Origin of the sequence: Erythrobacter sp. JK5 (assembly GCF_018205975.1) — a bacterium.
Taxonomy (GTDB): Bacteria; Pseudomonadota; Alphaproteobacteria; order Sphingomonadales; family Sphingomonadaceae; genus Erythrobacter.
This window is the reverse complement of sequence record NZ_CP073577.1, coordinates 213635-226772: the sequence shown is the minus strand read 5'-3', so window position 1 is coordinate 226772 and position 13138 is coordinate 213635. Positions and strand designations below refer to the sequence as shown.

Genomic DNA, 13138 nt, shown 5'->3' with positions numbered 1-13138 from the left:
GGATTAGCGCGTCGCCGCCCTCAGGCCAAGCAGGTGCGCGGTGTCTTTGAGGAAGATTTTCACATGCGCCAGCGGTTTTTTGCGCACCAGCTTCTTGTTCATGTAGGCCTGCCAGGTGAGCTGCTGCACGTCCTTGTCGTCGCACATCGTCACGAACCGTTCGCGGCGCTTGTCGCTCGAATACCAAAAATACTGCATCATCCCGAGAATCCAGAACACCCGGCCGTGCTCCTTCATGAAGCGTTTGCGCGCGGTCCTCAGCGCTTTCGCCTCGCCGGTACGCAGGAACTGGCTCGCCGCTTCGGCAACGACCTGCCCGCCGACCATAGCGTAATAGATGCCCTCGCCCGAAGCCGGAGCGACGATCCCGGCGGCATCGCCCGCGACGATCACGTCGGCGCCGTTGTCCCAGCGCTTGAGCGGCTTCAGGGGAATCGGCGCGCCTTCGCGGCGCAGCGTCTCGCAGCGGGTCAGATCGAGATCGGAGCGCATCTCGGACACCGCGCCACGCAGCGAAAAGCCCTTGTTCGCGCTGCCGACGCCGATGCTGGCTGTGTCGCCATGCGGAAACACCCAGGCGTAGAAATCGGGCGACAGCCGCCCCTGATAAAAAACATCGCAGCGCGCGCCGTCGAACGCGTCGCTGTCGCCTTCGGGCGATTTGATGATCTCGTGATAGGCGAACACGCATTTGACCCGTTCGGCATCGGGTAGGCATTGCTTCGCCACCGACGACCGCGCGCCATCGGCACCGACCACCACCCGCGCGCGCACCCGCTCGATCGGCCCACCACGCTCGCGGCGGAAGCTGACGATCGGATGCGCGTTGTCGTCGCGTTCGATCTTCTCGAAGGTCCCCTGCACCCGCTGCGCGCCCGACATCCGCGCGCGTTCGCGCAGCCATTCGTCGAACACGTCGCGGTCGACCATCCCGACATAGCCGATCTCGCCCACCGGCATATCGACCTTGCGGCCCGAAGGAGAGATCATCCGTGCCGATCGCGCGCGCGCCACCAGCAGGCTTTGCGGCACGTTGAAATCCTTGAGCATCCGCGGCGGCACCGCGCCGCCGCAGGGCTTGATCCGGCCCCCACGCTCCATCAGCAGTACCGAATGACCGGCCAGAGCCAGTTCTGTCGCGGCCGTAGCGCCGGCCGGCCCGCCGCCAATTACGACGGCATCGAAAATCGTCTCGGTCATGCGAACACCTCTGAATCGGGTTTGAGTTGCGGGCGGCGTGGAGAAACCGACCGGGTCGCGCGCAGCGCGAGCGCTGCGGCGATCACGAACAGCGCGGCCTCGATGGCGAAGATCAGCTGGAACGCGCCGCCGTCATGCGCCTGCACCCGGCGGGCAACGTCGACCCCCAGCGCGCCCGTCAGCCCACCGAGCCCGAAGGCGATCGCCTGCGCTGCGCCCCACACTCCCATGCGCACGCCTTCGCGGGTCTTTTCGCCCGCCCCGGCGAGCCCCATCATCGCGCCGATCGCGGCGACCGCAAACACGCCGTTGCACAGGCCGAGCACGAACACGTTGAGACCGAGCGGCCAGCCCGGCCCGGCAATCGCCGCAGCGGCCAGCCCCACCAGCGCAAGCGCCGATCCAAGGCAGCCGGAGACGATCCAGATCCGCAGATCGCTCGGCAACCGTCCGGCAAAGGCGCTGCCGCCGATCCCGGCGGCGATCATGCCGATTAGGATGCCACCCTGATGCTGGCCGCCGAGCTGCGTGGATTCGCCCGGCGACATGCCGAAGACCAGGCCCGCGAACGGCTCCAGGATCAGATCCTGCATGCTGAACGCGATCATCGAAACGAAAATGAATACGGTGAAGCGCCGCGCCGCGCGCTCGCGCCAGATCTCCTCGAGCGCGGCCCGGAAATCGGGCGGCGGCCCGTCCTTGGCGGTTTCGGTGAAAACGAAGTCCGCGCGCTCGAGCCGGTAGGTCGCCAGCGCGGCGATCGCAATCACCACCACTGCGAGACCGCTCGCGACAGTCAGCAATCGCCCGGGCGAGAAGGGCTTGAGCAGTTCGCCGACTGTGATGGCCGAGATCACGATCCCGGCGACCATCATGATCCACGTCACCGCAGCCGCTGCGGCACGCCGTTGCGGCGCAACGCCCGAGGCGAGCAAGGCGAGCGCGGACGTCCCGCCCGCGCCCACGCCGACCCCGATCAGCGTGTAGGCGAGAACTGCGAGCACCGCGCCGAGCACCGGCTGCGCCGCCAGCATCAAGGTTGCCTGGCTCGCGAGCACGGCCGCGACGGCGAGGGTTGCGATCCCGCCGATTATCCACGGGGTGCGCCTGCGGCCCTGGTCCGAGCCGTGTCCCCACAGCGGGCGCGACAGTTGGACCGCGTAATGCCACGCGACCAGCCCCGCCGGGATTGCCGCCAGCAGCGCATATTCGACCACCATCAGACGGTTGAGCACCGTTGTCGCCAGCATCACGACCGCGCCCAGACACGCCTGAACCAGCCCGATCCGCACAATTGCAAGCCAACCGAGGCCCGTTGGCGCAGCGGCACTCACAGGATATATCCGCCGAGACCGAATGCCGCGCCGAGCATGCCCAGGACATAGAGCGTGACACCCACGCCGTTGTACCAGGGCGCGTATCTCGCGGGGTCGGACAAAAGCCGCGGCATCGCTACGCCCTGCGCGATCAGCAACAGGCCGACGATGGTCGCCGTCAGAAACATTCCCCAAACGGTCAGCATGACGATCACCGCCAGCTGCGCGGCCGCCATCGTCGCGCAGGCCAGCCGCGCGGCGTTGGCAACGCCCATCGTGACCGGCAACGATTTGAGGCCGGTCGCACGGTCGCCTTCGACCGCCTTGAAATCGTTGAGCGTCATGATCCCGTGCGCGCCGATCGAATAGAGGCCAAGCACGATCAGCACCCGCGCATCGGGCAGCGCGCCCAGCATGACGGCAGCGCCGGTGAACCAGCTCAGCCCTTCGTAGGTGAAGCCGACCACTGCCGGGCCGAGCCAGCCGCTGGTCTTGAAGCGGAACGGCGGCGCGCTGTAGGCCCATGCAAGCGCGAGACCGACAAGCGCCGCGAGAAGCACCAGCGGGCCGAGCGCCCAACCGACCAGCGCCGAGACTGCGGTCGCGATCAGCGCAATGTAGAGCCCCCAGCGTCCGGCAATCCGGCCCGAAGGAATGGGTCGGTCGGGTTCGTTGATCGCATCGACGTGACGATCGAACCAGTCGTTCACCGCCTGGCTGGTGCCGCAGACGAGCGGCCCTGCGAGCAGCACCCCGCCCAGCACGAACAACCAGCGCCCGTCCAGTCCCACGCCGGACGACACCGCGCCGCACAGGAAGGCCCACATCGGGGGAAACCAGGTGATGGGTTTCAGCAGCTGCACGACGTCGGGAAGCGCCGGAATCGGCGCTGCGCAAGTCGAGACCGCTGATCGTTCCATGCCGGCAGGCTATGCCTGACAGTAGAGGGCGTCAAATTGTTTTGACAGTATTCTGCGCGATTATCGCAATCGCGCGGAACTCGGCGCAAAAAAGCGTCAAGTCGGATCAATACGGCAGTGTCAAGCCAGCTTGATCAGTCGTCGTCGCTGTTGAGATTTCCAAGTCCGTAGCGATGGAGCTTGGAATAGAGGCTCTGCCGCGAAAGGCCGAGGATTTCGGCTGCGGAAGCGCGGTTGTCGGAGGTGTAGGACAAGGCCGCTTCGATGCAGAGCCGCTCGATCAGGTCGGTGCTTTCGCGCACGATATCCTTGAGCGACATGCGCCCGACAAGATCGGTAAGCTGCTCGACCGAGCGCGGCAGGTCCTGCGTGCCCGGCGGCAGGTCGCGCAGGCGGCGCCCGATCGGGCGGATGACGAAGGCGTAGAGCGGATCTTCGCCGCCGCTGCGCACCGCCGAGATTTCCACCGGCTCGCCTTCGGGATCCTGGCCCACGCGCAGAACGGTGCTGACATTGCGCGCCGAGCCATGCTGATCGATCTGCCCCTCGATCAAATCGAGATCGATCCCCGGGCGCCCGATGATCGTCGCCAGATGGCGGCCGCGGAGCTGATCGAGGCTGGCGGCCTGCACCATCTCGACGAAGGCGTGGTTCGCGCTGACGATATCGAGATCCGCGTTGGCGACGACGAAGGCGTCGGGCATCCGGTCAACCAGATCGATCACCGGCGATTCTTCGCCCTTCGCCGCATCACCGGCTGGCATCAGCCGCATCAGCAGGAAGTGCCCGCGATCCTGCATGAAACCGGCGACCGACGCGGTCACGGTCCGGGAATTCTTCGTCACCTGGATTTCGATCGGCGTGACGGCATTCGATGCCTGCGCCGCACCGACCAGCGATTGCAGCGCGTCGCGCGATCCCTTGTCGATCATGGTCAGGAGCTTCTTGCCCGGAAGGGTTCCGGCGCGGGACCCGAGCAGGCTGTGCGCGGCCGGGTTGGCCTCGCGAATCCGCAGCGAACCAGCTTCGACGATCAGGACCGGCTCCACCGACTGATCGAACAGCATGCGATAGCGCGCCTCGAGCTGGCGCATCCGCAGATAGTCGCGTTCGAGCGATTGCTGAACCTGCAGCAGGCGTTGCTGAAGCTTGCCCGCCTCGCGCATGTCACGCCCGAAGGCGATGCGATTTTCCCCGCCATTGACGGTCAGCACCGCGTAGCGAACCGGAACGATCCCCGCGGGCGAAGGGTGGTTGACCTGTCGCCAGTGCTGCACCTCGCCGCGCCGGGCAGCGGCCAGCATTTCCATGACCTTGGGCCGGCTTTCGCTGGTCACGGTTTCGATCCAGTTGGTCCCGACCCAGTTTTCAAAATCGGGGAAATCGGTCGGGTCGAATGCCGCATCGAGAATGGTGCCGGCATCGTCGAGCACCAGCGTGACGTCCCCGGCGACCATCGCCAGCTTCATCGCCGCGTCGGCATCGAGCGTATCGAAAAGCTCGGCAGCATGCCCGAAGGAGTGTTTTCCCTCGATACTGTGCTTGCGCGTCAGCATCCTGGTTCGACCTATCTCATTGGTTGGGCAAGCGCCGGAGCGGCGAGCACGAGGCGCTCTGCCACTTCCAGCGCTGCACGCGCGTCGACCCCGGTTCCATCGGCTCCCACCTCGGCTACCATTGCGGGGTTCTGGTTGACCATTCTACCACCGACAAGAACAGAGATGTGAGGATTGAGTGATACGCTGCGAACAGCCACCACCAGCTTCGAGACCGCCGCGCTAGTGCAATCGCGCGACAGGGTCAATCCCAGCAGGTCGAAGGGCCTTTTCGCAACCGCATCGAGCAATTCGCGGCGCTCCGGCCGGGGAATGACTTCGCTGTTCCAGCCGGCGCGGGCGAACACGTCCTCGATCATGATCGATCCGAAACTGTGCTGGTCGCCGGGTACCGGGCAGAACAGCGCGCTGCGCGGAGCGTTGAGCGCATCGACGATCGGCGGAGACCGCGCGGCGATGTCGCGCATCACCTCCTGCAGGCGCCACAATCCCATTGTAACATCGATGAAATCGCACTCGTCCTGTTCCCACATCTCGCCCAGCCGACGGGCGGCGGGCGCGAGCAAATCGAGATACACGGTCTCTACGCTGATGCCCTGTTCGAGATAGCTGTCCACCTCTTCGAGCAGCGCTGCGGCTTCGAGTTCGAGCGGCAGCGCGGCGAAACGCATGGCTTCGGCATGATCGATTTCATCGTTGCGGACAGGCGGATGGAGGTTTTCCGTCGCACAGTGTGCGACCAGCAGTCGCGGAATAATCTCGCCTTCGATGATGGTGTTGATCGAATCGCTGGCGAGATCGCCGTTGTCGTCGAAATGTCCGCTGCCCCCGGTCATGCGGCGTTTCAGGGGGTCGGCAATCACCTTGCGCCAGGCCGCTGAGCCTGCGCCGATTACTCCAACCTTCCCTACAGGAGCCATGCCTGACCCTCCCATCCTGCCGGACTGTTACCAGGCCGGATGCGGCGCGGATCGCGTCGATATCGGTAAGGAGATGCGCTTCGACTCACCTCGTGCCGACAAGCATGCCTTACGCCTGAATCACCAGATACGCAATCAAGCTGCCGACCCGGACGCCAAGTGTCAAGTTGATTGAGCGTCAATTAGAATTGACACATTGCGCCACGAGGTTCAAAGGTTCGAGTCTCAGGAGAAAGGCCAATCGCAAGGCAAATGGCACCGAAGGATCAGGCATCCCCGGTCGAGCCTGCGGCAGAAAAGGCGCAGGCAAGCGAAGCACAGGGGATCGGGAAGGCGCTCTACTCAGTAGCGGAGCGCCGCCGGAGGGACGAGTCGAACTGGACCGTGGTGCAAGCCCTCCTCGCCCCTTTCCAGTTCCTTGTCTTCCTCATCAGCCTCGCGCTCGTCGTGCGCACGCTCACGACTGGCGAAGGAGCCTTCGCCGCCGATCTTTCGATCGTCGTCAAGACGCTGGTTCTCTACACCATCATGATCACCGGCTCGATCTGGGAGAAGGTCGTGTTCGGGCGCTGGCTGTTCGCCCCGGCGTTCTTTTGGGAGGACGTCTTCTCGATGCTCGTGCTGGCGCTGCACACCACTTACCTGGTGATGCTGCTGGGCGGGATCGGCACGATGGAGCAACGGCTGCTGGTCGCTCTCGGGGCCTACGCCGCCTATGTCGTCAATGCCGGGCAGTTTCTGTGGAAGCTGCGGTTGGCCCGGCTCGACGCGGCGCGGACGCAGGCGGTGCCGGCATGAACGCGATCGGCACTCTCGAAGGCTGCACCCAGGCCGAAACCGAAACGCAGCGCCCGGTCCTGCGCGAACGCGGTCAGCGCGAAGTATTCTGTGGGTTGACCGGCATCGTCTGGCTGCACCGCAAGATGCAGGACGCCTTCTTCCTTGTCGTCGGCTCGCGCACCTGCGCTCATCTGCTGCAAAGCGCCGCCGGGGTGATGATCTTCGCCGAACCCCGCTTTGCCACCGCGATCATGGAAGAGCGCGATCTGGCCGGGATGGTCGATTGTCAGGACGAGCTCGACCGCGTGGTCGATCGCCTGCTGGCGCGCCGTCCCGACATCAAGACGCTGTTCCTCGTCGGATCGTGCCCGTCGGAAGTCATCAAGCTGGACCTTGGCAAAGCCGCCGAACGCCTCGACACAAGGCACATGCCGCAGGTTCGCATCCTCAATTATTCGGGCAGCGGGATCGAAACGACCTTTACCCAGGGCGAAGATGCGTGCCTCGCCGCGCTTGTCCCTGAAATGCCCGCCTTGGCCGCCGACTCTCCGCAAGAGCTGCTGATCGTCGGCGCGCTTCCCGATATCGTGGAAGACCAGTTCCTGCGGCTGTTCAAACAGCTGGGGATCGAGCGCGTCGGCGTCCTGCCAGCGCGCAACGCCCGCGACCTGCCTGCGGTTGGTTCGAACACCCGTTATCTTCTTGCCCAGCCCTTCCTTGCGGAAACGGCGATGGCGCTGGAAAATCGCGGCGCACAGCGCATCGACGCGCTGTTTCCGTTCGGCGCGGAAGGCACCACCGGATGGCTCAAAGCTGCCGCCGCCGCGTTCGGTATCGACGAAACGCATGCCGATGCCGTGTGCGCACCGGGCCGTGAACGCGCCAAACGCGCGATCGAACATTCGCGCGCCGCGCTTTCGGGCAAACGCATCACCTTTCTCCCGGATTCGCAGCTTGAGGTGCCATTGGCGCGCTTCCTTGCGACCGAACTCGATATGCAACCGGTCGAAGTCGGCACGCCCTATCTCCACCGCGCCCACCTTGCACAGGAACTCGACCTTATCCCGCCATCGGCGCGGATCAGCGAAGGCCAGCATGTCGATCGCCAGCTTGACCGGGTGCGCGCCGACCGGCCCGATCTTACGGTCTGCGGCCTTGGCCTTGCCAACCCGCTCGAAGCGGAAGGCTTCTCGACCAAGTGGGCCATCGAACTCGTTTTCTCGCCGATCCACGGTTTCGACCAGGCAGGCGATCTTGCCGAACTCTTTGCACGGCCGCTGCGGCGTCGTGACGTGCTGGAGGTGTAGGGCAATGCAGCTGAGCGTCTGGACATATGAAGGACCGCCCCACGTTGGGGCGATGCGCGTCGCCACCGCGATGAGAGACCTGCACTACGTCCTCCATGCTCCGCAGGGCGACACCTATGCCGACCTGCTGTTCACCATGATCGAGCGCCGCAACAAACGCCCGCCGGTCACCTACACCACCTTCGAAGCGCGCGACCTGGGCAAGGACACGGCGCAGCTGTTCCAGGATGCCGCGCGCGAAGCCGTCGAGCGGTTCAAACCGCAGGCGATCATCGTCGGCGCGTCCTGCACCGCCGAACTGATCCAGGACGATCCTGGCGGTCTGACCGAAGCGATGGACTTGCCTTGCCCCGCGATCCCGCTCGAGCTGCCGAGTTACCAGCGCAAGGAAAACTGGGGCGCAGCGGAAACGTTCTACCAGATCGTGCGCCACCTTGCGGACAAGGACGTGAACGCCGGACCGCGTGAAGGCCGCAAAGCCCGCGCCAACATCCTTGGCCCCTGCGCGCTCGGTTTCCGCCACCGCGACGACCTCGTCGAGATCCGCAAGATCCTCGACATGCTGGACGTCGAAGTGAACCTCGTCGCGCCGCTCGATGCGAGCCCGCAGGACATCACCCGGATCGGCAATGCCGATTTCAACATCGTTCTCTACCCAGAAATTGCAGATGAAGCGGCCCGCTGGCTCGAACGCACGTTCAAGCAGCCGACAGTCCGCTCAATCCCTATCGGTGTGAAGGCCACACGTGCTTTCATTGCCGAAGTCGCCGAGTTGGCAGGCGCAGATCCCACGCCTGCCCTCGGCGACACCCATTCCCGGCTTCCATGGTGGAGCCGCAGCGTCGATTCGACCTATCTCACCGGCAAGCGCGTCTTCATCTTTGGCGACGCGACCCATGCCGTGGCCGCCGCGCGGATTGCCAAGGAAGAGCTCGGCTTCGAGGTCTGCGGGCTGGGTTGCTACAACCGCGAATTCGCCCGCGAGATCCGCGAAGCTGCGAAACTCTATGGCGTCGAGCCGCTGATCACCGACGATCACCTTGCTGTCGAAGACGCGATCGCCGCCGCCGCGCCCGAACTGGTGCTGGGCACGCAGATGGAGCGGCACATCGCCAAGCGGCTGGGCCTGGCCTGCGCGGTCATTTCCTCACCGGTGCACGTGCAGGATTTCCCGGCGCGCCATTCGCCCCAGATGGGGTTCGAAGGCGCCAATGTGATCTTCGACACCTGGGTGCATCCGCTGGTGATGGGACTGGAAGAGCACCTACTCACCATGTTCCGCGAGGATTTCGAGTTTTCGGACGAGAACGGCCCCTCGCACCACGCGGCGCATGCTCCGAAGAAGCCCGCGGGCCAGCCTCACGAGCCGGTGATCGAGGAAGAATTGCGCGTCACCGCCCATGACGGCGCGATGTGGACCTCCGAGGCCGAGCGCGAGCTGAAGAAAATCCCGTTCTTCGTGCGCGGCAAGGCGCGCCGCAACACCGAAGCCTTCGCCGTCGAACAGGGCCGCGCCCAGATCGATCTCGACACGCTTTACGATGCGAAGGCGCATTATGCACGGTAGCGTACTCCCCTCCCCCAGCGGCCCCGCCCCGGTCAAGGTGGCGATCGTCACGCTCGACAATCACCTCAAGGGGGCAGTCGAGCGGGCGGACCAGGTTCTCGCAACCGACCGGATCACGTTGAGCCTGCACGCTGCATCGGACTGGGATCGCGACCCGGCGGCGCTCGACCACACGAAGGACGCGATTGCCGAGGCGGACATCGTCATTGCGACGATGCTGTTCCTCGACGATCACTGCCGCGCGATCCTGCCGACCCTCGAAGCGCGGCGCGAGAATTGCGATGCGATGGTGTGCATGATGTCGGCGGGCGAGATCGTAAAGCTGACCCGCATGGGCGGCTATCGCATGGACGCGCCGGCCAAAGGCCCGCTGGCGCTGCTCAAGAAGCTGCGCGGATCGAAGAAGCAGGGCGCAAGCTCGGGCGCCGGTCAGATGAAGATGCTGCGCCGCCTGCCCAAGATCCTCAAGTATATTCCCGGCACGGCGCAGGATGTCCGCGCCTATTTCCTCACGCTGCAATATTGGCTGGCCGGATCGGACGAGAACGTGGTCGCGATGGTCCGTGCGCTGATCGATCGCTACGCGGCGGGCGAGCGCGAGGGCCGACGCGGCGAGACCGAGGCAGACGCGCCGCTCGAATATCCCGAAACCGGCGTATATCATCCCGGCGCGAAGCAGCGCATCTCGGAGAGCCTGCGGTTGCTGCCCAAGGCATCCAAGCAGGATGGCGGCGGCAAGAACGGCACGGTCGGCCTGATCCTGCTGCGTTCCTATCTGCTGGGTCACGATGCCGGGCATTACGACGGGGCGATCGCTGCGTTCGAGGCGGCGGGCATGACGGTCATTCCCGTATTCGCCAGCGGCCTAGACGCGCGCCCCGCGATTGAGAAATTCTTTGTCGAAAACGGCAGGCCGACGGTCGACTCCATCGTCAATCTCACCGGCTTTTCGCTGGTTGGCGGCCCGGCCTACAACGATGCCGAAGCGGCGCGCGAGGTGCTCGGCAACCTCGATGTTCCCTATATCGCGGCGCACGCGATCGAGTTTCAGGCGATCGAGGAATGGCGCGAACGGCCGCAGGGTCTGCTCCCGCTCGAAGCCACTATGATGGTCGCGCTGCCCGAGCTCGATGGCGCGATCGCGCCGAGCGTGTTCGGTGGGCGATCGTCGAGCACCCCGGGTTCGATCAACACGATGACCTGCGATCCGGAGCGGGCTGCGGCGCTCGCTGCGCGGGTGCGCAAGTTGATCGCCCTGCGCCGTTCCGCGCGGGCCGAGCGCAAGCTGGCCGTCGTGCTGTTCAACTTCCCGCCGAATGCCGGGGCAACCGGCACGGCAGCGTTCCTGTCGGTGTATCAATCGCTGTTCGCGACCCTGCAAAAGCTTGCAGCCGAAGGGTATTCGGTCGACGTCCCCGAAAGCGTCGACGCGCTGCGCGACGCAATCCTGAAAGGCAATGCGGAGCGTTTCGGCGCGGATGCCAATGTCGCCGCGCGCATTCCGGCAGACGAGCACGTGCGCCGCGAACCGCATCTCGCCGAGATCGAAGCGCAATGGGGCCCCGCCCCGGGCAAGGCGCAGAGCGACGGCGGGCATATCCAGGTGCTCGGCGCGCAGTTCGGCAACGTGTTCGTCGGGATCCAGCCGGCATTCGGGTACGAAGGCGACCCGATGCGCCTGCTGTTCGAGGGCAATTTCGCCCCGACCCACGCTTTCAGCGCATTCTATCGCTGGATCCGCGAAGATTTCGCTGCGCATTCGGTGCTGCATTTCGGCACCCACGGCGCGCTCGAATTCATGCCCGGCAAGCAGGCGGGACTGACCGGCGATTGCTGGCCCGAGCGGCTGATCGGCGATCTGCCGAATTACTACCTTTACGCAGCCAACAACCCGTCCGAGGGCATGCTGGCGAAGCGTCGCTCTGCCGCGACGCTTGTCAGCTACATGACTCCGCCGCTGGCGCAGGCCGGACTTTACAAGGGATTGTCCGAACTCAAGGGAAGCATCGAACGCTGGCGGTTGGCGACCGACGAGGCCGAGCGCACCGACCTTGCGCAAATCATTCGCGACCAGAGCGCCGCGCTCGATATCGAATGCGGCGACATCGGCGGGCTTGCCGCACGGCTTTACGAACTCGAATCGACGCTGATTCCGCATGGGCTGCACGTTCTGGGCCGCAATCCGCACGGCGCCGAGCGCGAGGATATGCTCGATGCCATGCTCGAAGCCTCCGAAGATGGCGACCGCAAGGCGCTCGGCGAGAAGCTCGATGCGAGCGACGAACTCGGCTCGCTGATCCACGCGCTCGACGGCGGATACGTCCAGCCTGCTCCCGGCGGCGATATCGTCGCCAATCCCGATGTCCTGCCCACGGGTCGCAACATCCATGGGTTCGACCCGTTCCGCCTGCCCAGCACCTATGCCTGCCAGCTGGGATGCGAGCAGGCGGAACGGTTGATCGCGCGCCATGTCGAAAGCGGCGAGCCGTTTCCGGAAAGCATCGCGATGGTGCTGTGGGGCACCGACAATATGAAGACCGAGGGCGTACAGATCGCGCAGGCGCTGACGCTGCTCGGCGCGCGGCCCCGGCGCGACTCCTACGGTCGGCTGTGCGGCGCGGAGCTGATCCCGCTCGAACAGCTCGGTCGCCCGCGCATCGACGTGGTGATGACGCTGTCGGGCATCTTCCGCGACCTGTTGCCGCTGCAGACCCGGATGCTGGCCGAGGCAGCGCTGCTCGCGTCGCAGGCCGACGAACCGCTCGAAGCCAATTTCGTGCGCAAGCACAGCCTCGCCCATGCCGAAGCGCATGGCTGCGACTTCGAAACGGCGGCGCTGAGGGTCTTCTCGAACGCCGAGGGAGCCTACGGCGCCAACGTCAACCAGATGATCGAAGGCGGCGTCTGGACCGATCCGGACGAGCTCGCCAACGCGTTCGAGATCAACAAGGGCTTCGCCTACGGCGTCAACGGCACTCCGGTGCAGCAACGCGAATTGCTCCAGAGCGCGCTGAAAGGCGTCGAGTTCACCTACCAGAACCTCGAAAGTGTCGAAGTCGGGATTACCGATCTCGATCAGTATGTCGACGGTCTGGGCGGCGTCAGCCGCTCGATCGCGCGGGCAAAAGGCAAGGACGCGCCGGTCTATATCCTCGATGCGACGCGCGGCTCGGCCAAGGTCCGCACGCTGGCCGAACAGGTCGATCTCGAAACCCGGACCCGCACGCTCAACCCGAAATGGTTCGAAGGGATGCTCGATCACGGCTTCGAGGGCGTCCGCCATATCGAGATGCACGTGACCAACACGCTCGGCTGGTCGGCCACGACCGGGCAGGTGCAGCCGTGGGTCTACCAGAAGATTTCCGAGACGTTCGTGCTGGACGAGGCCATGCGCCGCCGCCTCGCCGAACTCAATCCGAAAAGCTCCGCCCGCGTCGCGGGTCGCCTGCTCGAAGCCTGCGACCGCGAGCTGTGGGCACCCGACGAAGCGACGCTCGCCGCACTGCGCGAAGCCAATGACGAGCTCGAAGACCGCCTCGAAGGCGTCTTCGTGGCCGAATGAGAACCGAGGG

General features: G+C 65.2%; 9 protein-coding genes. 4 read left to right on the top strand and 5 right to left on the bottom strand.

Translation table 11 applies throughout. From position 1 onward, the window contains the following. Positions 1–3 precede the first annotated feature (3 nt). The 5 genes from KDC96_RS00965 to KDC96_RS00945 all read right to left on the bottom strand — a co-directional run bounded on the left by KDC96_RS00965 (position 4) and on the right by KDC96_RS00945 (position 5912). On the bottom strand, positions 4–1200 hold the full coding sequence (locus KDC96_RS00965) for a geranylgeranyl diphosphate reductase (protein WP_212449924.1): 1197 nt from the start codon (positions 1198–1200) through the stop codon (positions 4–6). After that, the gene (locus KDC96_RS00960; protein WP_249171865.1) at positions 1197–2534 is read right to left on the bottom strand and encodes a BCD family MFS transporter; all 1338 of its coding nucleotides are present in this window, start codon (positions 2532–2534) and stop codon (positions 1197–1199) included. The genes KDC96_RS00965 and KDC96_RS00960 overlap by 4 nt, the downstream gene beginning before the upstream one ends. Then, entirely contained in the window at positions 2531–3436 is a 906-nt protein-coding gene (chlG, locus tag KDC96_RS00955) for a chlorophyll synthase ChlG (protein WP_212449922.1), read from the bottom strand. Before chlG ends, KDC96_RS00960 begins: the two co-directional genes overlap by 4 nt. A 134-nt stretch (positions 3437–3570) precedes the next feature. Further along, a complete protein-coding gene (gene ppsR, locus KDC96_RS00950) occupies positions 3571–4992 on the bottom strand; it encodes a transcriptional regulator PpsR (RefSeq protein ID WP_212449920.1) in 1422 nt (473 codons plus the stop codon). An 11-nt stretch (positions 4993–5003) separates the two neighbouring features. After that, positions 5004–5912, bottom strand: coding sequence for a B12-binding domain-containing protein (locus KDC96_RS00945; RefSeq protein WP_212449918.1), 909 nt, complete (start codon positions 5910–5912; stop codon positions 5004–5006). A 252-nt stretch (positions 5913–6164) separates the two neighbouring features. Between KDC96_RS00945 and bchF the strand changes: the two genes are divergently transcribed. The 4 genes from bchF to KDC96_RS00925 are packed head-to-tail and all read left to right on the top strand — an operon-like array spanning position 6165 to position 13128. Further along, positions 6165–6710, top strand: a complete 546-nt coding sequence (gene bchF, locus KDC96_RS00940) for a 2-vinyl bacteriochlorophyllide hydratase (RefSeq protein ID WP_212449916.1) — start codon at positions 6165–6167, stop codon at positions 6708–6710. Continuing rightward, on the top strand, positions 6707–7999 hold the full coding sequence (locus tag KDC96_RS00935; RefSeq protein ID WP_212449914.1) for a ferredoxin:protochlorophyllide reductase (ATP-dependent) subunit N: 1293 nt from the start codon (positions 6707–6709) through the stop codon (positions 7997–7999). Before bchF ends, KDC96_RS00935 begins: the two co-directional genes overlap by 4 nt. Positions 8000–8003: 4 nt before the next feature. Then, entirely contained in the window at positions 8004–9566 is a 1563-nt protein-coding gene (gene bchB / locus KDC96_RS00930) for a ferredoxin:protochlorophyllide reductase (ATP-dependent) subunit B (protein ID WP_212449912.1), read from the top strand. Further along, complete coding sequence (locus KDC96_RS00925) at positions 9556–13128, top strand: magnesium chelatase subunit H (protein ID WP_212449910.1); 3573 nt, start codon at positions 9556–9558, stop codon at positions 13126–13128. The genes bchB and KDC96_RS00925 overlap by 11 nt, the downstream gene beginning before the upstream one ends. Positions 13129–13138 lie beyond the last annotated feature (10 nt).